We start from the raw sequence: 21,954 nt of genomic DNA on the forward strand, positions 1-21,954 counted from the left end.
AGGTCTCCTTAGACGGGCTGGAATGCCCAGGTGAGAATCTCGGTTCCGTCGTCGTCGACATAGAACGGCACCATGGTCAGTTCGACGTTCATGCCGAATTTCAGCTTGGCGGGGTCGGATTCGGTCAGGCGAGCCTCGACCTGGACCACGTCGCCGAGTCGGACCAGCCCCACTCCGTAGGGAGCGAAGCCCTCAGCGGTCTCGCCGCCGGCATAGGGCAGCTTCGGGACGAAGCCCTGAGTGGTCCAGGCCTCCAAGGTGCCTTGGCGGGGCAGCAACAGGTCCTGCATCTGCGGGCCGCTGCATCGCGGGCAGTGATCCTGGCGGGGCCACACGGTGGCTTGGCAATCCGCGCAGTGGCTGCCGATCAGGGCCAGGTTCTCGTCGGGCCAATTCGTGACGTCGGGAGCGAGGGCCTTACGCATCGGCGGCGGTCTTCCAGGCGGACACGCACAAAGTGGAAATCACATTCTCGATTAGAGCATACGTGCGTACTGCTAGGGAAGTCTGAACGGGCCCTCCGGGGCGTGCGGCGGCGGTACCGGTTGCGCGAGGGTGCGCGGAATGTCAGTTTCTTGCGGCGTGTCGCGTGCAAACACGCACGCTCGCGTTAGAGAAGCAGGGGCTACTTGGCGAGGCCGTGGGCGCAGAAGTCCCAGACCTCATCGGCGGTGATCGGGTGGGCCGCCGGATCGTCCGATTCGGCACTGGACTGTGCCACGAACATGACGGTCTGCATGATCATGGCCGCCATCCGCCGGGCGTTGACGCCCTTGCGCAGCTCACCGGCCGCGTCGGCGGCTTCCATCAGTTCGGTGAGCAGCGTCAACAGCGGGGTGAAGGCCACCCGCACTTCGGTGGGATGGGAGACCAGCAGGCGCGGCGCGAAATCGGTGAACAGCGGCCGCTTGGCCGAGGGGTCCGGTCGGGACAGCTCGAAGAGCAGCTCGACCGCCACCTTCAGCTGCTCCAGCGGCTTGCTCTGGCCCTCGGTGGCGGCACGGATCTGGTCGGAGGTGCGCACCAGGGCGTCTTCGAAGAGTGCCAACAGCAGCTCGTGCTTGCCGTTGAACTGCAGGTAGAAGCTGCGCAGCGACTGCCGGGAGCGTTCGACGACCTCTTGGACGGTGAAGTCGGTGCTGCCCTTTTCGATGATGATGGCTTGGGCTGCGTCCAGGAAGCGCTGAACGCGCTGGGCGGCCCGCAACCGGGCGGTCTTGATCGACCGCTCGACCGCCCGCTGCTTCCAGACGGGCTCTTCTTCCGGGTTACTCACCAGCGGCTCCGATGGTTGCCTTTTTGGGAGAACACGAATGCACCCTACCGGAGAACAGGCCCGGATTGACGTGGGCTGTCGTGGCGCTGCCATCCCGGTGGGGAAGATGGTAACTTTCCTAGCATGAGAAGGGCATTCTCATCAGTTGTCGGCGCAACCTGAAGGACGCTCATGTACATCGACTACGAGGTCGCCGATCGGATCGCGACGATCACGCTGAACCGGCCCGACGCCGCCAACGCCCAGAACACCGAGTTGCTCGACGAACTCGACGCGGCCTGGACGCGTGCCGCCGACGACGATGACGTCGCCGTCATCGTGTTGCGCGCCAACGGCAAACACTTCTCCGCCGGTCACGACCTCAAGGGCGGCGGCCCGGTGCCGGACAAGATCACCCTGGAGTTCATCTACAAGCACGAGTGCAAGCGCTACCTGGAGTACACGCTGCGCTGGCGCAATGTGCCCAAGCCGTCGATCGCCGCGGTGCAGGGCCGCTGCATCTCCGGTGGGCTGATGCTGTGCTGGCCCTGCGATCTGATCATCGCCGCCGACGACGCGCAGTTCTCCGACCCGGTGGTGCTGATGGGCATCGGCGGCGTCGAATACCACGGGCACACCTGGGAACTGGGGCCACGCAAAGCCAAGGAGATGCTGTTCACCGGTCGGGCCATGACCGCGCAGGAAGCCGAGCAGACCGGCATGGTCAACCGGGTGGTGCCGCGTGAGCAGCTGGACGCCGAGACCCGCCAGCTCGCCGAGCACATCGCCACCATGCCCTCGTTCGCACTGCGCCAGGCCAAACGTGCGGTCAACCAGACCCTCGACGTGCAGGGTTTCCATTCGGCGATCCAGTCCGCGTTCGACATCCACGAAACCGGGCACGGCAACGCGCTGTCGGTGTGCGGATGGCCGATTCTGGTGAACCTGGACGAGATGAAGTCTCAGGTCAAATAGTCACTCCGCCGGATCCGGCCTCACGGTTTGGTTCGCGGGGAATCTAACGATTGAGGCGAGCGGCGCCGCATGGCACCGTGGTACCCACATGTACCGACGGTGTGGAAGGTGTTGGAGTGGCCGAGAAGACGACCGAACCGGTGCGGCTGCCGCCGGTAGCGCCGATCCCGAAGCCGCTGGCGGCACTGCTGTTTCTGACCGCTCGCAAGACCGCGATGCGGGCATTGGGGAAACGCTACGGTGGCGCGTTCTCGCTGCGCCTGCCGATCGTCGGACATGCGGTGGTGCTCAGCGATCCGGTATTGGTCAAAAGCTTGTTCACCACCCATAGCGACCTAGTGGGTCGACCCGGCAATCTAGGGGCGGTCTTAGGGCCGGGTTCGACCTTCAGTCTGAACGGTGCCCCGCACCTTCGGCGCCGCAAACTGTTGGTGCCGCCGTTTCACGGCAAACGGATGAGTGGCTACGAATCCATCGTCGAAGAGGAGGTGCTGCGCGAGATCACAACGTGGCCGCAAGGCCGCGAATTCGCCACCCAACCATCGATGATGCGCATCACGCTCAATGTGATCCTGCGTGCCGTATTCGGTGCTCAAGGAGCCGAGTTCGACGAATTGCGCCAGGTGCTGCCGACTTTGGTGGCGTTGGGGTCGCGGTTGGCGGTGCTGCCACCGCGGGCCCGACGCGACTTTGGCCGGCTGAGCCCGGGCGGGCGCTACCGCGACTATCGGCGACGCTACGACGCGTTGATCGCGAAATTGATCGACACCGCGCGTAACTCGCCCGACTTCGCGGACCGAACCGACGTATTGGCCTTGCTGCTGACGGCCCGTTACGACGACGGGCAGCCGATCAGTGACGTGCATATCGCCGACGAGCTGCTGACCTTGCTGGCTGCCGGTCACGAGACGACGGCGACCACGCTGGCCTGGGCGGTGGAACGGCTCCGCCGTCACCCGGACGTGTTGAATCGTGTGGTCGCCGAAGTCGATTCCGGCGGATCGGCCCTGCTACAGGCGGTGGTCTGGGAAGTGCAGCGGACCCGATCTGTCGTCGAGGGGACCGGGCGCATCACTCGTACGCGGATCAAATTGGGCCCGTGGGTCATTCCGGAGAACCACGCGGTGGTGGTGGCCTTCCGGTTGGTGCACTTCGCCGAGGACAACTTCGCCGATCCCGAGGTCTTCGACCCGGATCGGTTCGTCGGTAATCCGCCCGACACGGCACTGTGGATCCCCTATGGCGGTGGGGTGAATCGTTGCGTGGGCGCCGCGTTCGCGAACATGGAGATGCTGGTCACGCTACGTACCCTGTTGCGTCACTACGATCTCGTTCCGACCACGGCCAAGGGGGAGCGTCACCATTCCCGAGGTGTCACTACCGCCGCGGGGCGCGGCGGTCTGGCGGTGGTGCACCGGCGCGAAACCGGCGCGCCGGTGGTCGCTGACCTCAGCGCAGCTGGGAACGCAGCTGGCGTTTGAGTACCTTGCCGTAGCTGTTCTTGGGTAGCGCGTCGACGAACTCGTAGCGCTTGGGCCGTTTGAATCGCGCGATACGTTCCAGCAGGTGACTGTCCAACTCGGCGGCCGAGGCGTCGCCCACGATGAAGGCGACCACGATCTCGCCCCACTCGGGGTCGGGGGCGCCCACCACGCCGGCCTCGCTGACGCCGGGATGGCTCAACAGTGCCTCTTCGACTTCGCGCGGGTAGATGTTGCTGCCACCGCTGATTACCACATCCTTGGAGCGGTCGCGCAGGGTGAGGCATCCGCGGGCATCGAATGAGCCTTTGTCGCCGGTGAACAGCCAGCCGTCCCGGATGGCCTCGGCGGTGGCGTCCGGGTTGTTCCAGTAGCCCGTCATGACGACATCGCCGCGGCAGACGATCTCGCCGACCTCGCCGACGGGTGCGGGGGTGCCGTCGTCGCGCAGTACCGCGACCTCGACGCCGGTGCGCGGCCAGCCGACCGAGCCCAGGATCGTGTCGTCGCCCAGGTGGTCGGTGCGGCTGAGACCGGTGATCGTCATGGGGGCTTCGCCCTGGCCGTAGAGCTGGGCGAACACCGGCCCGAACGCCGTCATCGCCCGCTTCAGGTCCCCGAGATACATCGGCCCGCCGCCGTAGATGATGGTGCGTAGGGCGGCCGGGCGCCCCCGGCCGGTGGCTACCAGCCTGCCCACCATCGTCGGCGCCAAAAAGGCGGTGGCGCCACGATGATGCCCACACAGGTCGAGGAATTCGGTCGCGTCGAACGAGCCCGATGCCGGTATCACCTGGCGGGCTCCGCGCAGTACGTAGGGCGCGATGTAGAGCCCCGATCCGTGCGACATCGGCGCGCCGTGAATCAGGCTGCAGTCGGCGTCCGGGTCATCCAGGTCGGCCAGATGCGCCAGCGTCATCGCCATCAGATTGCGGTGGGTGAGCATGGCGCCCTTGGAGCGCCCGGTGGTGCCGCTGGTGTAGAACAGCCACGCCAGCCGGGACGGATCCGGGTTGACCTCGTCAATGGGAGGGCAGGCCAGCCGGTCCAGGTATGTTGCGCCGCCGATGGTCTCGACGGGCGCTGCAACGAGGCCGACCAGCCCTGGCGCCAGCTTCGGCGACGCGAAGACCAGCGCTGCATCGGCGTCGCCGATGATCTGGGCCATCTCCCGCGGGTGCAGCTTGTAGTTGAGCGGAACCACAACGCAACCGGCCGCCCAGGTCGCGAACATCAACTCGATGAGCTCCGGCCGATTCTCGCTGGCGATCGCGATCCGGGCGCCGGCACCCGCCACCCGGCCCAGCGATGTCGCCAGCCGTCGTGCGCGATCGGCCAGCTCGCTCCAGGTGTGCAGCCGGTCCTCGCCGTGGTACACCGCGCCCCGCTCGCCGAACCGGGTTGCGGCCTGGGCCAGCACCGTGAACAGGTTCACCGCTGCACCCAGTCGGAGTCGAGGCCGAAGTCCGACAGATATTTGGTCGAGCTCCACCCGCCGTCGACCACGATGGTCTGACCGTTGATGAAGGAGCCGGCCTCCGAGCACAGGAACGCCACGGTGCCCGCGATGTCGTCCACCCGGCCCAATCGGGGAGACGGCGTCATCTCGGTGTTGAGCCTGCGAAACCGGTTGTCGGACAGGCGTTGTTCGACCATCGGGGTCACGGTGACTCCGGGGGCTACCGCGTTACAGCGGATGCCCTGGGCGCCGTACTGGCAGGCGATGTGGGTGGTCAGCGCGGTCAGCCCGCCTTTGGCGGCCGAGTACGCCCCGCCGCGCAGCCCGCCCACCACGGCGAAGGTGGAGGTGATGTTGATGATCGCCGATCCGGGCTGCAGGTGCGGCAGCACGTCGCGTGCCAGCCGGAACGGCGCCCGCAGCATCAGATTCAGGAACTGGTCCAGGGTCTCGTCGTCGGTCTCGTGCAGCGGTTTGGGGCTGCCGATACCGGCATTGTTGATCAGATAGTCCACCCGGCCCCACCGGGACAGGGCGGCGTCGAGTATCTGCTGTGGCGCCTGCGTGGTGGTCAGGTCCACCGCAACGGTGGCGATTCGGTCGGGATCGATTCCGGATTCCTGTAGCTCGGCCGTCAAACCGGCCAGGCGTTCGGTGTCGCGGCCGGTTGCCAGCACCGCCATCCCCGCCTCGGCAAGCTTTGCCGCACAACCGAACCCGATTCCGCTGCTGGCCCCGGTCACGATCGCCACCTGCATGATCTACTCACCTACCTCTGCGTGGGACAGCTCTGCCCGGATCTGCTGCTTGACCACTTTGCCGGCATCGTTTTTGGGCAACGCATCCCAGATCAACACCTGCTCAGGGGTTTTGAACAGTGCGACGCCGTGTTCGGCCAGCATGGCGCGCAGCTCGGCGACACCCGGAGGGGTCTGGCCGGCCGGCACGATCACCGCGCAGGCACGTTCGCCGGTACGGGCATCGGGTATCCCGACCACCGCGACCTCAGCGATCTGCGGATGACCGATCAGGATGTCCTCCACCTCGCGCGCGGAGATGTTCTCGCCGTTGCGGATGATCACGTCCTTGAGCCGCCCGGTGACGAGCAGGTAGTCCTCATCGACCCACCGGCCCAGATCGCCGGTCGCGAAGTAGCCCTGTTCATCGAAGCAGCCGAGCTCGTCGTCGCGGTGCTGGTAGCCCAGCAGCATCTGCGGGCCGCGGACGTAGATCTGTCCTTCGCCAGGTGGAGCGCCGGGGTGAGGGACCAGCTTGATGTCGGCGATCCCGGGTCGACCGTCGGTCTCCGCGGCGTGGGCACGGTCGCGGGGGCCCAACGATCCCACCGTGCTGACCGGAACCTCGCTGGACCCGTACACCCGGGTGACGACGGCGGTGTGAAAGTAGCCGGCCGCGTCACGGATCAACGATGCCGGGACCGAGGCACCGCCGCAGACGAAGAGCTTGAGATCGGGCAGGCGGGTGCCGGCGTCGCGTGCGGCGGTGAGCAACTGGGCCAGAAACGGCGTCGCTCCCGCCACGTGGGTGCAGTGCTTGGCGAGCATGAGCGCTACCGCGGCATCGGGATTCCAGGTGTCCATCAGCACGGCGGTAGTGCCCAGCAGTAAGGGGACTTCGAACGTGTAGATCGATCCGCCGATGTGGGCGATGGGGGACGGAACCAGGAAACGATCACCGGGCTCGATCATCCAATGCCGGCCCAGCTGGCAGATCAAGGCGTTAATCGAATTATGACTGTGCAGAACACCTTTGGGATGCCCGGTGGTGCCAGAGGTGTACAGCAGCATGCGGGCCGCATCGGCATCCACGGTCGGCAGCGCGACGGGTTGCCCAATGCCGTGCAGCAGGGTGCGGTAGTCGGTGTGCCCCGTCGAGGCCCCACGCACCACCACCACCTCGGGCGGATCGGCAAGGTCCGCGGTCACCCGGGTCAGCATCGCCGCGTAGTCGTGACCGCGGAACCGCTCGGGCACGAACAGCATTCGGGTGCTCGAGTCGGCCAGGATGAAGGCCAGTTCCGCATCGCGCAGCGACGGCAGGATCGGGTTGATCACCATCCCGGCCAGCGTTGCGGCCAGATACACCGCGGCGGCCTCATGCCAGTTCGGCAGCATGAATGACACCACACTGCCGGGGGTCATCCGCTCCAGCATCGCGCCGGCCAGTGCCGTCGCCTGCGCGTGCAGCTCCCGGCAGGTCAACCGGGTGTCGCCGTCGATCACCAGCACCCGGTCCGGGGTCTGCTCGGCAGCCTCTCGCAGGGTGTCGGCCAAGGTGGTCGAGACCCACAGGCCCGCAGCGCAAGCGTCGGCGGCCTGCCCGGCGGTGCGGCGGGAGGTCACGGGCCGCTCGGTCCGGGCACCCGGTGCAGCGTCATCGAGTAGCGATAGTCGTCGCCGGCATGGGTGTTCACCGTCACCTGGGCGATCTCGCCCTCGGAGGTGGTGTAGCTGCGCTGCATCTGTAGCCCGGCGGTGCCAGGTTCGACGGCCAGGGCAGTGCTGAGTTCGGGGGTGATGATCACCGCCCGGATGTGCTGGCGGACCTCGACGACGCTGACCCCGAACACGTCCTCGATCAGTGGGAAGATCGGGCCGGAGTGGCGCTGCAGCAACCGGCCGACTCCGGCGAACGCCCGGTTGATGTAGTACTCGGTCCGACAGATCGGCGCGGCCTGCCCCTGAGCGCGCCGGTTGCCGCGCACAGCCAGCCATTCGGTGCCCACCGGCAGCCCGGTGCGTGCGGCGACATCCGCGTCGAGGGTGACCATGGCGTTGGAGTCGATCTCGAACCGTGCGCCGGCCGCGAAGGCCACCAGGTCATCGATCGAGACCACGTCTTGGGCGTAGCAGTTGGTCGCGGCGCGGGGGATCACCACGGTCCCCGCGCGGGGACGGGAGACGACGAGGTTGTCATCGCGCAGTCGTCGCAGCGCCTCGCGGACCGTGTAGCGGCTGACGTTGAACCGTTCGCACAGTTCATGTTCGGTGGGCAGCTGCGAACCGATCGGATAGATCCCGTCGGCGATCTCCTTGCGCAGCGTCCGCGCGACCTTCAGATAGCGGTGGTCGGTCACGAGCCGACCGGGTGTAGTGCCAGCACGCTGCCGTCGCCGTCGGCCGAGACGAACAGGGTGCCGTCGCGACCGCGTGCGATACCGGCGAACGGGCCTTGGGGGCCGGAGAACGGCGGCATTCCGTTGAGCGGTTTAGGTGTCACGCCCGGTGGCGGCCCGATCGGTAGCCCCTCGGCGATCACCTGCTGTGTCCCGGTGTCGAGGTCGACGGCGAGCACTTGGCGGGTTCCTGCGTCGACGACGTAGAGCGTCCGGTCTGCCAGCGCAATCCCTTGCGGCCGAACAAGTCCGTCGACTACCGGCGCTGCCCCCGAGCCGCTGACGCGCAGCACCCGGCCCGCGCCGGATTCGGCCACCAGGTAGGACCCGTCATGGTCGATCTCGATCCCGACCGGACCGGCCAGGTCGCGGGCCAACACTTCCACCGCGCCGGCGCGCACGCCCAATACCCGGCCGGTGCCGAACTCGGTGACCGCGATACCGGCGGGTCCCACCGCCACCCCGTAGAGCTGGTCGAAGCCGTCGGCGAGCACCTCGCTGGACGAATGCGCCGGCACATAGCGGGCGACCTGCCCGCCGGAGGTGGTGACGACGAATTCGCCGGGGCCGACGGCGGCCACGCCCCGCACGAATCCGGGGTAGCCGGGGCTGAACAGCATGCCGAGGGTTTCCAGCCGCCCGCCTGCACTGACGGCGTAGAAGTAGGTGCCGTCGGCGACAAACAGGGCGCCGGCCTCATCGATGGTGAGATCCAGCGGCCAGTTCAGCCCGCCCGGCAGCACCGTGGATGTCTGCCCGGCGCCAGCGATCTCGGTGATCTCGCCGGTGAAGTTGGAAACAATCAGTCGCCCGTCGACGAAGGTGCAGTTGTCCAGTCCGGGATGCAGCTGCGCCAGCACGGTGGATGTACCGGTGCGCGGATCGATGCGCAGTACCTGTCCGCTGGCGGCTTGGGTGGACACGATGAAGCCGTCGGCGTCGAACTTCACCGAGTCCGGTACGCCCAGATCGCCCGCGACCCGTTGCGGGGCGGCGTCGGTGGCGAATGGATCGATGCGCCAGATTTCGTTGGCGGTCATCACCGGGAAGTACAGCAGGCCGTCCGGCCCCACCTCCATGGCGTTGGGCGACGGCAGGTCCTCGGCCAGGATGCGCTGCGCGCCGGTGGCCCGGTCGAGTTCCATCAGGCGCCCGCCTTCGCGGCATTCGCCGACGAACAGTCGGTCTTGGTGCACGGTGATGCCGTTGGCGCAGGGCAGGTCGTCGCGCAGGACACGGCTGCGGCCGGAGGCGTCGAGCGCGCTGACCCGGGCGTCCATCACCTCGGTGGCGTACAACGTGCCGCTCGCATCGAAGGCGACATCGTCGGGGGCGACGACGTCGCCGCCGCGCGCGCTCACGACCGCCAACTCGCCGGTGGTCACGTCTAATGCGCTGATCTGACTGCCGGTCACCTGCGCGATATAGACCCGCCCGTCCGGTCCGGTTCGCAGCCCGTTGGCGCCGAACAGCCGACTCGGTTCGGTAACCCGTTCCAGCCGCCAGCCCGGCGCCGCGGCGGGGGTGCCGGCCAGCTCGCGTGGGCGTGGCAGGGAGGCAGTCATGACTCCGGACGTTATCAAGCCCAGTTAGTCCAGACAATAGTCCGCAGGAGGGCGGCAATCCGACCTTGACGCATGAATAACCCCTGCGGAATAGTGTTCTGCATTACGCAGAACGGAGTATTTTGTCCGAACAAATGATGGCGGGCGACAACGGGGCGGCTGGGGAGGCTCCGGCGCACGGGCCGCTGAGCGGGGTTCGAGTGGTCGATCTGACGACCATGGTGATGGGCCCGTACTGCACGCAGATCATGGCCGACATGGGTGCCGACGTCATCAAGGTCGAGCCCCCGGAGGGGGACGCCACCCGCTACATCTCGGCCGGTCCCGCACCCGATATGAGCGGGGTGTTCGTCAACGTCAACCGGGGCAAACGCAGCGTCGTGCTGGATCTGCGCACCGTGGCCGGACGGACCGCGATCACCGCACTGATCGGCCGGGCCGACGTGTTCATCCACTCGATGCGGGCCAAGGCGATGGCCAAACTGGGCCTGGGCTATGCCGAGGTGGCCGCGCTCAACCCGGGGATCGTCTACACCAACTGCTATGGGTACGGGCGCCGCGGCCCGGCCGCCGACCGCCCCGCCTACGACGACACCATTCAGGCCGAATGCGGGCTGCCCGCGGTGCAAGAGCAGCTCACCGGCCGGGCCGACTACGTCGGCACCATCATGGCCGACAAGATCGCCGGATTGACCGCCCTCTACGCCACGATGATGGCGCTGTTCCACCGGGAACGAACCGGTCAGGGCCAGGAAGTCGAAGTCGCCATGTTCGAGACCATGGCCTCATTCATGCTCGTCGAACACGCCAACGGCGCGATGTTCGACCCGCCGCTGGGCCCGGCGATCTACCCGCGCACCGTGGCACCCAACCGGCGGCCCTACGAGACCAGCGACGGCCAGATCGCCGCGCTGATCTACAACGACAAACACTGGAACGCCTTCATCGGTGCGGTGCAGCCGCCGTGGGCTTGCGACCAGTACGCCACCCTGGCGCAGCGGGCCCGGCAGATCGACACCATCTATGGGCTGGTGGCGCAGACCATGAAAGAGCGCACCACCGCCCAGTGGCTGGCGCTGTTCGAGGAGCTGGAAATCCCAGCGGCCCCGCTGAATTCGCCCGGCGCACTGTTCGACGATCCGCACCTCAACGCCGTGGGTCTGTTCGAGACCGTGGACACCCCCAACGGCCCGGTCCGCTTCCCCGGGGTGCCCACCTGGCTGTCGCGGACCCCCGGCCGGGTCGCCGGCGCGGCCCCGGAACTCGGCGCGCACACCGCGGCGGTCTTCGCCGAACTCGGACTCGAGCAGGAAACGGCATGATGCTCGACTTCGACATGGGGACGCGCGCCGGCGAACTACGGGTCCAGCTGCGCGAACTGATCGAACGCGAGCTGCCCGAACGCTTCCCGGGTGCGTTCACCGACGACCCCGCAGACCTTGCTGCAGCGCAACGGTTCTGCCGGGTGCTCGCGGAGCAGGATCTGCTGTGTCTGTCCTGGCCGGAGGAATTCGGCGGGGCGGGCGCCTCGGTGTGGGAGCAGACCGTGGTGCGCGAGGAGATGTGGGCACACCATGAGCCGCGCGGGGCGCAGTACATGGGGGTGAACTGGGTCGGGCCGATCATCATGCGGCACGGCACCACCGAGCAGCAGCGCCGCCACCTGCCGCCGATCGCCGCCGGCGAGGTGATCTGGTGCCAGGGCTTCTCCGAACCCGAAGCCGGGTCCGATCTGGCCTCGTTGCGCACCTACGCCCGCCGCGATGGTGATGGCTGGCTGATCAACGGCCAGAAGATCTGGACCTCCTACGCGACTATGGCGCAGTGGTGCTTCCTGTTGGTGCGCACCACCCGGGTCGGTGAAGGGTCGGTCACCAAGAAGCAGCAGGGCCTGACGGTGTTCCTGGTCCCGATGGACAACCCCGCCATCACCGTCCGGCCGCTGGGCACCATGATGGGCCCGCATCACCTCAACGAGGTGTTCTTCGACGACCTGCGCGTCACCGATGCCGACGTACTCGGCGACCTCGACTCCGGTTGGTCGATCGTGGCCGACGTGATGGCCTTCGAGCGAGTCGGAATCGCTCGCTACGCGCGCTGCGAACGGCTGCTCGCCGCGGCACCGCATGCCCTCGGGCCGCGCTGGGAGACCCTGCCCGGCGAGGTGATCGCGCGATGGGTGCGCATGCTCACGCACTGCCGGCGGGCCCGGCTGATGGCCTACCGGGTGGTGTCACTACAGGCCAGTGGCCGCATAGCTCCCGGTGACGCCGCCGCCTACCGGATCGCGGTCACCCGGCTGGACCAGGAGAGCGCCGAGGTCCTGATGGAGATCGCCGCCGAAGTCCCCGACAGCCCGCAGGCACAGTGGTATCGCCAGGAGGTCGAAGACCACTGGCGCTACTCGCAAGCGGCCACGGTGTCCTCGGGCAGCATCGAGATGCAGCGCATCCTGCTGTCGCGCGCCCTGCTGGCGGAGGCGCGATGAATCTCGAACTCGGGGCGGACGCACAAGAATTCGGGCACGCGGCGCGCCGCGCCTTCGAAGCGGCCGGCGGCGACGATCTGGTGCTGCGCGCTGACGCCGACCCCAGCCTGCGCGAGCAATTGGTCGGCCCGATCCTGCGCGGGTTGGGAGCCGACGAGCTGAAGCCCCGCGCCGACGGCGAAGAACTCGAAGCCGCCGCCGCGCTGTGTCGCAGCGCCGGCTACTGGGCGCTGCCGTACCCGGTGGCCGAATGCCTTTCCGCACCGGCCGATCTCGATGTTGACGGGCTGATCGTGGTCGCCGACCATGCCCCCGCCGGCGTGGTGGCCGGACTGTCGAAGCGCTGGGCCACCGTCACGCTGGCCGGGATACGCAGCACCGTGGTGGGGCAGTCGGAGGCTCGACCGGCCCTGGTGGCGGAGCTGACCCTGGCGCGGCTTGACGACGCCGGCGCCGGGGATGTCGCACTGGCGCTGACGCTGCCCTGCTGGACGCTGCTGGGAATGCTGGACCGGGCAATGGATCTGACGATCTCCCACGTGCGGCTGCGCGAACAGTTCGGCCAGGCGCTGTCGGCGTTTCAAGGCGTGCAGTTCCAGCTCACCGACGCCGAGGTGGAGCGCGCCGGGGTGGACATGCTGGCCAAATACGCGCTGTGGAGTATCGCGACCGGGCAACCCGAAGCCACCGATGACGCGCTGGCGCTGCGATCGGCGGCGCTGGAAGCCGCCGAAGTGGTGTTCCGCATCTGCCACCAACTGCACGGCGCCGTCGGGTTCTGCGATGAGACCGCACTGTCGTGGCTGTCGCGCTACAGCCAGCCGCTGCGCCGCCTGCCGTGGGGGCTGTCGGCCACCCGCGACCGGCTGGCGCGCCGCGCTCAACAGACCGGACTGACGGGACTCTACGCATGAAATACGAGCTGCCCCAGGAAATCACAGTGACCGGCGACGGCCCGGTCCGCACCGTCACGATCAACCGGCCCGACGAGCTGAACAGTGTCAACGCCAACCTGCACTGGGGCCTGGCCAACGTGTGGCGCCAACTGGCCGCCGACAAGGCGGTCCGGGTCGTGGTGCTGACCGGCGCCGGGCGGGCGTTCTCCGCCGGCGGCGATCTGAACTGGATCACCACCTTCCTCGACGACGAAGCCGCCCGAGACGAGAGCATCCGCGAAGGGGCGCAGATCGTCGAAGAGATGCTGCGCTTCCCGCTGCCGATCATCGCGGCCGTCAACGGCCCCGCCGTCGGATTGGGCTGCAGCGTGGCGGTGCTCTGCGACATCGTGTTGATTTCGCAGAGCGCCTACCTTGCTGATCCGCACGTGGCGGTCGGGTTGGTCGCAGGCGACGGGGGAGCCGCCCTCTGGCCGCTGCTCACCCCGATCCTGCGATCTCGCGAATACCTCTACACCGGCGATCGCATCGATGCCGCCACCGCTGTCGAGCTCGGACTGGCCAGCCGCACAGTGGCACCCGAAGAACTGCTGCCGCAAGCACATCAGCTGGCCACCCGGCTGGCGGCGCAGCCACCCGAGGCGCTGCAGGGCACCAAGCGGGTGGTCAACATGTATCTGTCGCAGGTGCTGGCCGGGCCGCTGCAAGCCGGGTTCGCCGCCGAGGTGACGACCATGAAGTCCGACGAACACCGGCAGCGCTTGCTCGCCTTCGCAGAGCGGGCGAGGAAAACATGACCGCCGACAACGACTTTCGCCTTCACGTGCGCCAGTGGTGCCGCGACCACATTCCCGCGGACTGGCGCCGCGCCCAGACCGGCGTGAGCGAGCGCGAGTTCGTCGACTTCCAGCGCAGCTGGTTCGCCACCCTGCACAGCGCCGGGTTCGCGGTGCCGCACTGGCCACGCGAGTGGGGCGGCGGCATGTCGGTGGCCGATCAGGCGGTGCTGTATCAGGAGTTGGCAGCCCACGACGCGCCCCGGCTGGTGCTGGCGTTCGTCGGCATCCATCACGCCGCGGCCACCCTGCTGGCGGCGGGCACCGAGGAGCAGCGCCGCCGGCATCTGCCGGCGATCTGCGACGGCGAGATCTGGGTGCAGGGCTTCTCCGAACCGGAGGCCGGCTCCGATCTCGCGTCGCTGCGCACCACTGCCCGGCGGGTGGGGGAGCGCTACGTCGTCAACGGCCAGAAGCTGTGGGCCAGCGGCGCGAGCCACGCCCAGTGGTGTCTGCTGCTGGCCCGTACCGACCCGGACGCTCCCAAACGCAAAGGCATCTCGTATTTCCTGCTCGACATGGCCAGCCCCGGCGTGCAGGTGCGGCCGATTCGCAATGCCGTCGGTGACCAGCATTTCTGCGAGATCTTCCTCGATGACGTGGTGATCCCGGCGGCCAACCTGATCGGGGCGGAGAACGCCGGCTGGCAGGTGGCGCAGGCGACCCTGGGCGCCGAACGCGGGATGACCATGCTCGAGCTCGCCGAACGATTGGGCTGCGCCGGTTTTCGGTGGCTGGTGCAGTCCGCGCCGAGCGATGACCCGGTGGTGGCCGACCGGCTCGCGCAGCTGGAGACCGAGATCACCGGCCTGCGCGGCATGTGCCGTCAACTGGTGCACGACGTCGAAGCCGGCTCCGCCGGGCCCGCCGACGCCTCGATCGTGAAGCTTTTCTACAGCGAGCTACTGCAGCGGCTCACCGATTTCGGTGCCGAGATCGGTGGGCCGGCGGCCCACACCGCGCTGAGCAAGCCGCTGTCCAGCGGCTGGGAGTCGGGATCGTGGGTGCTGGACTTCATCGGCTCGTGGGAGTGGACCATTCCCGGCGGCTCCAGCGAGATCCAGCGCACGATCATCGGCGAACGCGGTCTCGGCCTGCCGAGAGAGCCGAGCATGCCGTGACCACAACCGATTTCGCCGAGCTGCACGACGACCTGCGTGCGGTCGCCGCCGATGTGCTTGCCCGAGACGCTGGCTGGGAGACGCTGGTCGCGGCGGGCTGGGTCGGGCTGGAAGTACCCGAGAAGCTGGGCGGGTCGGGAGCGAGCTTCGCCGAGGTCGCGGTGATCTGCCAGGAGCTGGGCCGGGCTGCGGCGAGCACCTCCTACCTCGGTGGCGCGGTGCTGGCCGTCGGCGTGCTGAACACCGTGGCCGACAGCGCCGTTCGTGACCCGCTGCTGGCCGGGATCGCCGACGGCACCATCCGCGCCGCCGCGGTGCTGGGCGAGTTCACCGTGTCCGCCGACGGCCGACTGACCGGACATGCCGACTTCGTGCCGGACGCCGCCGAGGCAGACCGGCTGCTGGTGCCGGCCATCGACGCCACCGGCGCCGACGTCGTGGTGGTGGCCGGGGGCCTGTCCGTCACCGCGCAACCGCTGCTCGACGAGACCCGCAGCGTCGCCACCGTGACCGCCGACGGCATCGAGGCCGACGGGGTGCTGCGCTCCAACGGAACAGCGGCGCTGCACAATCGGGCCGCGGTCGCAGTGGCCTGCGACAGCCTCGGCCTGGCCGAGGCGATGTTGGCGGCCACCGTGGACTATGCGAAGACCCGCACCCAGTTTGGCCGGCCCATCGGCTCGTTCCAGGCGGTCAAACACGCCTGTGCGGACATGTTGGTGAAAGTCACGGTGGCCCGCACCCTGGTGCGTCAAGCCACAGCAGCGGTGGTGGACAACGCACCCGACGTCGACGCGGCCGTCGCCATGGCCAAGTCCTACAGCTGTGCGGCCGCCGTCGACGTGGTCGGCAAAGCGCTGCAACTGCACGGCGGCATCGGCTACACGGGGGAGAGCGGTATCCACGTCTACCTGAAGCGCGCCACGTTCAACCGGTCGCTGTTCGGATCCCCGGCAGCGCACCGTCGTCGTCTCGCTCAACGGTATTGACAAGTCAAGCAAGGAGTTTCGACTGTGGGTGTGCCCGTCTATCGCCGGATCCTAGAACTATTCGAGGCCGAAGGTGTCAACACGCTGTTCGGCATCCCCGACCCCAACTTCGTGCACATGTTCGTCGAGGCCGAACAACGGGGTTGGTCGGTGGTGGCACCGCACCACGAGGAGAGTGCCGGCTTCATGGCCGAGGCCGCCTCGCGGATGACCGGCCGGCCGGGCCTGTGCATCGGCACCCTGGGACCGGGGGTGGCCAACATCGCCGGGGCGATGATGTGCGCGCGAGTGGAGAACTCCCCGGTGGTGTTCCTAGGCGGGCAGCGCGCCCGCATCACCGAGCGCCGGGTGCGGCGCGGGCGCATCCAATTCGTCCGTCAGGAAGAGCTTTTCACGCCGTCGGTGAAGTACAGCGCGTCGATCGAATACGCCGATCAGACCGACGAGATCGTGCACGAGGCTATCCGCCGCGCCATGTCGGGCACTCCCGGTCCGGCCTACATCGAATATCCGTCGCACGTCATTCTCGAAGAGCTCGACGTCGCCGATCCGCCCGAGCCGCACCGCTACCGGCTGGTGAATCAGCGAGCCGGCGCGCCCGAGGTTGAGCAAGCCGCCGAGATCATCCGCAAGGCGTCCAGCCCCATCCTGCTGGTGGGCCACGGGGTACACACCTCGCGCAGTGCGGCTGCGGTCGCCGAGCTGGCCGAGTTGATGGCCTGCCCGGTGATCCAGACCTCCGGTGGCACCGCGTTCATCCCGGGACTGGAAGAACGGACCTTCCCGTACGGCTTCTCCACCGCGGCCGTCGAGGCCGTCGCCGGCTCGGACGTCTGCGTGGCGCTGGGCACCGAGCTGGGCGAGCCGGTGCACTACGGCACCACGCGGCACTGGGCCGACAAGAACGCCGAGCGCAAGTGGATCTACGTCGAACAGGACCCGCTGGCGATCGGGGTGAACCGGCCGGTGGACGTAGCCCTGGTGGGTGACCTGCGCGGTATCGTTCCGCAGTTGGTCGAGGAGCTCAAGGGCAATCCCCGCGTCCCTTCCGGCGACCTGGACCGGTGGATCAAACAGGACGCCGACCAGCTGGCCGAACTGGCCGAAACCGCACCGGCTGGTCGTTCCCCGGTGCACCCGGCGCGCTTCGTGGTCGAGGCCACTCGGGCATTTCCCGCCGACGGCATCATGGTCCGCGATGGCGGCGCGACGGTGATCTTCCAATGGACCTATTCGCAGGCCAAGCCGCACGACGTCATGTGGAACCAGAACTTCGGGCATTTGGGCACCGGGTTGCCCTACGCCGTGGGCGCCTCGGTCGCCGAGGGCGGCAAGCGGCCGGTGATGCTGCTGACCAGCGACTCGGCGTTCCTGTTTCACATCGCCGAGCTGGAGACCGCGGCCCGGCTGGGACTGCCGTTGGTCTGCGTCGTGGGCGTGGACCACCAATGGGGCCTGGAAGTCGGCGTCTACAAGCGCACCTTCGAGCAACCCTCGCCGCAGCCCGGTGTGCACTGGGGCAAGGATGTCCGGTTCGACAAGATCGCCGAGGGCATGGGCGCACGCGGGGAGTTCGTCGACGACGAAACGCAGATCGGGCCGGCCATCGAGCGTGCCTTCGCCGCCGGCGGTACCGCGGTCATCCACGTCTGCATCGACCCCAAGGCCAACTCCGAGGAGATGCCCAACTACGCCGAGTTCCGTACTTGGTACGCCGAAGGAACCCAGTAAACGAGAATGCTATTCTCGTTTCCGGCTAACAACGTGCACGCGCTGATGGGCTGGAGGAAACCATGTCCGGCGGAATGAGCTTCGAACTGACCGAGGATCAGCAGCTGATCCGGCAGTCGGTCGCTGAACTCGCGGCGAAGTTCGACGACCACTACTGGATGGCCAAGGACCAGGCGCACGAATTCCCGCAGGAGTTCTACGACGCTGTCGCCGGCGGCGGCTGGCTGGGCATGACCATCCCCGAGGAATACGGCGGCCACGGTCTGGGCATCACCGAGGCCACCATCCTGGCCGAGGAAGTGGCGCGATCGGGAGGCGGGATGAACGCCGCCAGCTCGATCCACATGTCGATCTTCGGCATGCAGCCGGTCGTGGTCTTCGGCTCGGACGAGATGAAGGCCGAAACCCTGCCCCGCATCGCCCACGGCGACCTGCACGTGTGCTTCGGCGTCACCGAACCGACCGCGGGCCTCGACACCTCCCGCATCACCACCTTCGCCAAGCGCGACGGTAGTGATTATGTGGTGAACGGCCGCAAGGTCTGGATCTCCAAAGCCCTGGAGTCCGAGAAGATCCTGCTGCTGACTCGCACCACCCCGCGTGACGAGGCGGCCAAGCCGACCGACGGTCTGACGTTGTTCCTCACCGACATCGACCGTGACCACATCGACATCCGGCCGATCACCAAAATGGGCCGCAACGCGGTGTCGTCCAACGAGGTGTTCATCGACGACCTGCGCATCCCGGCCGAACACCGGATCGGTGAAGAGGGCAAGGGCTTTTCCTACATCCTGCACGGGCTCAACCCGGAGCGCATGCTGATCGCCGCCGAGGCGCTGGGCATCGGCCGGGTCGCGCTCGATCGTGCGGTCAAGTACGCCAACGAGCGGGTGGTGTTCGACCGGCCGATCGGCATGAACCAGGGCATCCAGTTCCCACTCGCGGACTCGCTGGCCCGCCTGGACGCGGCCGAACTGATCCTGCGCAAGGCCACCTGGCTCTACGACAACGGCAAGTCCTGCGGCCGCGAAGCCAATATGGCCAAATACCTCTGCGCCGATGCCGGTTTCGCGGCCGCCGACCGGGCGCTGCAGACCCACGGCGGGATGGGCTACTCGGAGGAATACAACATTTCCCGGTTCTTCCGGGAGTCCCGCCTGATGAAGATCGCCCCGGTCAGCCAGGAGATGATCCTGAACTTCCTCGGCTCCCACGTGCTCGGCCTGCCGAGGAGCTACTGATGGCCGGCTACTTCGACCTGACCGGGCGCGCCGCGGTGGTGACCGGGGCGGCCGGAGGCATCGGCTCGGCGGTCGCGGCCGCGCTCGCCGAAGCTGGGGCGGCGGTTCTGGTCACCGACGTCGACGGGGATGCGGCAGCCTCGGTGGCCGAACGGATTTCGGCCTCTGGTGGCCGGGCCGCATCGGCGGCGCTCGATGTCACAGACCGGGACTCGGCCGAGGCGGCCGCCGCCAAGGCCGCGGAACTGGCCGACGGAAAGATCCACATCCTGATCAACAATGCCGGAGTGACTCGCCCGGCGATGTTCGAGAAGTTGACCGCCGAGTCGATGCGGCTGCTGCTCGATGTGCACACCATCGGCGCCTTCAACTGCACCCACGCGGTGCTGCCCTACATCCCCACCGACGGCACCGGCCGCATCGTCAACGTGACCTCGGCGGCGGGCCTGACCGGCACCCTCGGGCAGGTCAACTACTCGGCGGCCAAGGCGGCGCTGATCGGCTTCACCAAGTCGCTGGCCCGGGAACTGGCGACCAAACAGATCTGCGTCAACGCGCTGGCACCGCTGGCGGCGACCCCGATGACCGAGACCATCCGCACCAATGAGAAGTTTGCGGCCAACATGATGAACCGCATCCCGATGAAGCGCTGGGCCGAGCCCAGCGAGGTCGCCGGCGCGTTCGTCTTCATGGCCTCCGATGCCGCCTCCTACGTCACCGGCCAGGTCTTGCCGGTCGACGGCGGCATGGTGATGTGATGCCGCAGGCCTCAACCGCGCCGCTGGCCGGCATCACGGTGGTGGCGCTGGAACAGGCGGTGTCGGCGCCCATGTGCACCCGCGCCCTGGCCGACTTCGGCGCCCGGGTCATCAAGGTGGAAAACCCCCAGGGCGGCGATTTCGCCCGCTACTACGACAACGTGGTGCACGGCCAGGCCGCACACTTCGTCTGGGTCAACCGAGGCAAAGAGTCGCTGACCCTGGACTTGAAAAGCGAAGCGGGACGCGAGGTCCTGCACCGGCTGTTGGACCGCGCCGACGTGCTGGTGTCCAACCTCGCACCGGGTGCCACCGCGCGTCTGGGCCTTTCCACTGAACAGATGGCGCAACGGCACCCGAGCGTGATCGCCGTCGAGATCGACGGCTACGGTACCGGCGGACCGCTGTCGCACAAGCGGGCCTACGACCTACTGGTGCAGGCCGAATCGGGGGTGTGCTCGGTGACCGGCAACCCGGGCGCCCCGGCCAAACCGGGCCCGCCGGTCGCCGATGTCACCACCGGCCTCTACGCGGCGCTGTCGATCATGGCGCTGCTGGTCGGCTGCAAAGGAGCAGGTGCCCAACCGGATTCACCGGCACCATCGGTCAGCGTCAGCCTATTCGACACGATGGCCGAGATGATGGGCTACCACCTGACCTACGCGCGGCACTCCGGCATCGACCAGCAGCCGCTGGGCATGAGCTCACCCGCGGTGGCGCCCTACGGCGCCTATCCGACCGCGGACGGGCACACCGTGGTGCTGGGCACCACCAACGACCGCGAATGGCAGCGGCTGGCCCGGGAACTGCTGGGCCGCAACGATCTCGCCGATGATCCACGCTTTGCCGGCAACGCCGACCGGGTCGCGAACCGGGCGATCCTGGACGAGGCGATCGCCGCGTGGTGCGCCCGCCACGACCTGGCCCACATCCAGGACGCCGCCGACGCCGCCGGGATCGGCAACGCCCGGTACAACACGCCCAGCGACGTGCTGGCGCATCCCCAACTGGCTGACCGCGATCGCTGGCACACCATCGATACCCCGGCCGGCGCAATCCCGTCGCTGTTGCCGCCGCCGGTGATCTCCGGCTACCAGCCGCCGATGGGGGCAGTGCCGGGCCTGGGTGAGCACACCGAAACGGTGCTGGACGAACTGGGTCTGACCGGCGAGGAGATCGTCGCCCTGCGCGCCGACGGTGTCATACGGCAGGCTGGGCGCTGATGGCTTCCGACGAAGTACTGCTGCGCGCCGACCGTGATGGCGTGCGGACGCTGACCCTGAACCGGCCCGCCCGTAAGAACGCGATCAACCCGGAGTTGTGGCGCGTGCTGCGCGACGCACTGCGCGACGCCGCCGACGACCCCGACCTGCGTGCCCTGGTGATCACCGGCGCCGGCGGGGCGTTCTGCTCGGGCGCTGACATCGGCACACCAGATGAGGTGCACCCGGTGGAGAAACTGCGCCGGTTGTCCGACGTCGCACTGGCCCTGCACGAGTTGACCATCCCCACCATCGCGAAGGTGACCGGCGTCGCCGTGGGGGCCGGCTGGAACCTGGCGCTGGGCTGCGACCTGGTGGTCGCGACACCGGAATCGACGTTCTGCCAGATCTTCTCGAAGCGCGGGCTCTCGATCGACCTGGCCGGATCCTGGTTGCTGCCCAAACTCGTCGGGCTGCAACAGGCCAAGCGGCTCGCACTACTTGCCGAGACCATCGACGCCGGCGAGGCGCAGGCGCTGAACCTGGTGACCTGGGTGGTGGGCGCCGGCGAGATCGACGAATTCGTGGACGAGCTCGCCGACCGGCTGGCCGCCGGCCCGCCGCGAGCGTTGGCGCAGACCAAGGCGCTGCTCAACCAGGGCGCCGATGCCACCCTGCCCGAGGCCCTGGCCAATGAGGCGCGGGCGCAGATCGTGAACTTCGCGGGCACCGATGCCGCGGAAGCCTATGCGGCGTTCGCCGAGAAGCGTCCGCCGCGCTTCACCGGCGGGTGGCCGCCGAAGTCAACGAGATCGGAGTAG

General features: G+C 68.0%; 20 protein-coding genes. 13 read left to right on the top strand and 7 right to left on the bottom strand.

Annotated features, from left to right (window positions below; translation table 11 throughout):
- Positions 1-8: 8 nt before the first annotated feature.
- Both MJO54_RS04005 and MJO54_RS04010 read right to left on the bottom strand, forming a co-directional pair.
- On the bottom strand, positions 9-425 hold the full coding sequence (locus MJO54_RS04005) for a Zn-ribbon domain-containing OB-fold protein (protein ID WP_065152822.1): 417 nt from the start codon (positions 423-425) through the stop codon (positions 9-11).
- A gap of 200 nt (positions 426-625) precedes the next feature.
- Positions 626-1,276, bottom strand: coding sequence for a TetR/AcrR family transcriptional regulator (locus MJO54_RS04010; protein WP_233428688.1), 651 nt, complete (start codon positions 1,274-1,276; stop codon positions 626-628).
- A gap of 171 nt (positions 1,277-1,447) precedes the next feature.
- On the opposite strand from MJO54_RS04010, the gene MJO54_RS04015 reads away from it, so the two are divergent.
- Positions 1,448-2,230, top strand: a complete 783-nt coding sequence (locus tag MJO54_RS04015; RefSeq protein ID WP_046282619.1) for an enoyl-CoA hydratase — start codon at positions 1,448-1,450, stop codon at positions 2,228-2,230.
- A gap of 116 nt (positions 2,231-2,346) precedes the next feature.
- Positions 2,347-3,711: a cytochrome P450 gene (locus tag MJO54_RS04020; RefSeq protein ID WP_105294818.1), complete on the top strand. Its 1,365-nt coding sequence runs from the start codon at positions 2,347-2,349 to the stop codon at positions 3,709-3,711.
- Here MJO54_RS04020 and MJO54_RS04025 read toward each other — a convergent pair.
- From MJO54_RS04025 to MJO54_RS04045, 5 genes are read right to left on the bottom strand one after another with little or no spacing between them, the layout of a single operon-like run.
- A complete protein-coding gene (locus tag MJO54_RS04025) occupies positions 3,680-5,146 on the bottom strand; it encodes an AMP-binding protein (RefSeq protein ID WP_105294817.1) in 1,467 nt (488 codons plus the stop codon). The two genes, MJO54_RS04020 and MJO54_RS04025, sit on opposite strands and share 32 nt — an antisense overlap.
- Positions 5,143-5,928: an SDR family NAD(P)-dependent oxidoreductase gene (locus MJO54_RS04030; RefSeq protein ID WP_046282616.1), complete on the bottom strand. Its 786-nt coding sequence runs from the start codon at positions 5,926-5,928 to the stop codon at positions 5,143-5,145. Before MJO54_RS04030 ends, MJO54_RS04025 begins: the two co-directional genes overlap by 4 nt.
- Positions 5,929-5,931: 3 nt before the next feature.
- The gene (locus tag MJO54_RS04035; RefSeq protein WP_240175683.1) at positions 5,932-7,533 is read right to left on the bottom strand and encodes an AMP-binding protein; all 1,602 of its coding nucleotides are present in this window, start codon (positions 7,531-7,533) and stop codon (positions 5,932-5,934) included.
- A complete protein-coding gene (locus MJO54_RS04040) occupies positions 7,530-8,267 on the bottom strand; it encodes a GntR family transcriptional regulator (protein WP_240175684.1) in 738 nt (245 codons plus the stop codon). The genes MJO54_RS04035 and MJO54_RS04040 overlap by 4 nt, the downstream gene beginning before the upstream one ends.
- Entirely contained in the window at positions 8,264-9,871 is a 1,608-nt protein-coding gene (locus MJO54_RS04045; protein ID WP_240175685.1) for a BamB-related PQQ repeat family beta-propellar protein, read from the bottom strand. The genes MJO54_RS04040 and MJO54_RS04045 overlap by 4 nt, the downstream gene beginning before the upstream one ends.
- A gap of 185 nt (positions 9,872-10,056) precedes the next feature.
- On the opposite strand from MJO54_RS04045, the gene MJO54_RS04050 reads away from it, so the two are divergent.
- From MJO54_RS04050 to MJO54_RS04100, 11 genes are all read left to right on the top strand, one after another.
- Positions 10,057-11,193, top strand: coding sequence for a CaiB/BaiF CoA transferase family protein (locus MJO54_RS04050; RefSeq protein WP_240175947.1), 1,137 nt, complete (start codon positions 10,057-10,059; stop codon positions 11,191-11,193).
- A complete protein-coding gene (locus MJO54_RS04055; RefSeq protein WP_240175686.1) occupies positions 11,190-12,359 on the top strand; it encodes an acyl-CoA dehydrogenase family protein in 1,170 nt (389 codons plus the stop codon). Before MJO54_RS04050 ends, MJO54_RS04055 begins: the two co-directional genes overlap by 4 nt.
- Complete coding sequence (locus tag MJO54_RS04060; protein ID WP_240175687.1) at positions 12,356-13,273, top strand: acyl-CoA dehydrogenase family protein; 918 nt, start codon at positions 12,356-12,358, stop codon at positions 13,271-13,273. The genes MJO54_RS04055 and MJO54_RS04060 overlap by 4 nt, the downstream gene beginning before the upstream one ends.
- On the top strand, positions 13,270-14,052 hold the full coding sequence (locus MJO54_RS04065; RefSeq protein ID WP_065152830.1) for an enoyl-CoA hydratase/isomerase family protein: 783 nt from the start codon (positions 13,270-13,272) through the stop codon (positions 14,050-14,052). The genes MJO54_RS04060 and MJO54_RS04065 overlap by 4 nt, the downstream gene beginning before the upstream one ends.
- Positions 14,049-15,212 carry an acyl-CoA dehydrogenase family protein gene (locus MJO54_RS04070; protein ID WP_240175688.1) on the top strand — a complete coding sequence of 388 codons (1,164 nt, stop codon included), beginning with the start codon at positions 14,049-14,051 and terminating at the stop codon, positions 15,210-15,212. The genes MJO54_RS04065 and MJO54_RS04070 overlap by 4 nt, the downstream gene beginning before the upstream one ends.
- Entirely contained in the window at positions 15,209-16,201 is a 993-nt protein-coding gene (locus tag MJO54_RS04075) for an acyl-CoA dehydrogenase family protein (protein ID WP_240175689.1), read from the top strand. Before MJO54_RS04070 ends, MJO54_RS04075 begins: the two co-directional genes overlap by 4 nt.
- Before the next feature lie 24 nt (positions 16,202-16,225).
- Positions 16,226-17,932: a thiamine pyrophosphate-binding protein gene (locus MJO54_RS04080; RefSeq protein WP_240175690.1), complete on the top strand. Its 1,707-nt coding sequence runs from the start codon at positions 16,226-16,228 to the stop codon at positions 17,930-17,932.
- Positions 17,933-17,994: 62 nt separating this feature from the next.
- A complete protein-coding gene (locus MJO54_RS04085) occupies positions 17,995-19,173 on the top strand; it encodes an acyl-CoA dehydrogenase family protein (RefSeq protein ID WP_082977598.1) in 1,179 nt (392 codons plus the stop codon).
- The gene (locus tag MJO54_RS04090; protein WP_065152834.1) at positions 19,173-19,931 is read left to right on the top strand and encodes an SDR family NAD(P)-dependent oxidoreductase; all 759 of its coding nucleotides are present in this window, start codon (positions 19,173-19,175) and stop codon (positions 19,929-19,931) included. Before MJO54_RS04085 ends, MJO54_RS04090 begins: the two co-directional genes overlap by 1 nt.
- The gene (locus MJO54_RS04095; protein WP_240175691.1) at positions 19,931-21,154 is read left to right on the top strand and encodes a CaiB/BaiF CoA transferase family protein; all 1,224 of its coding nucleotides are present in this window, start codon (positions 19,931-19,933) and stop codon (positions 21,152-21,154) included. The genes MJO54_RS04090 and MJO54_RS04095 overlap by 1 nt, the downstream gene beginning before the upstream one ends.
- Positions 21,154-21,954, top strand: a complete 801-nt coding sequence (locus MJO54_RS04100) for an enoyl-CoA hydratase/isomerase family protein (RefSeq protein ID WP_046282603.1) — start codon at positions 21,154-21,156, stop codon at positions 21,952-21,954. The genes MJO54_RS04095 and MJO54_RS04100 overlap by 1 nt, the downstream gene beginning before the upstream one ends.

The organism is Mycolicibacter virginiensis, from assembly GCF_022374935.2.
GTDB classification, from domain to species: domain Bacteria; phylum Actinomycetota; class Actinomycetes; order Mycobacteriales; family Mycobacteriaceae; genus Mycobacterium; species Mycobacterium virginiense.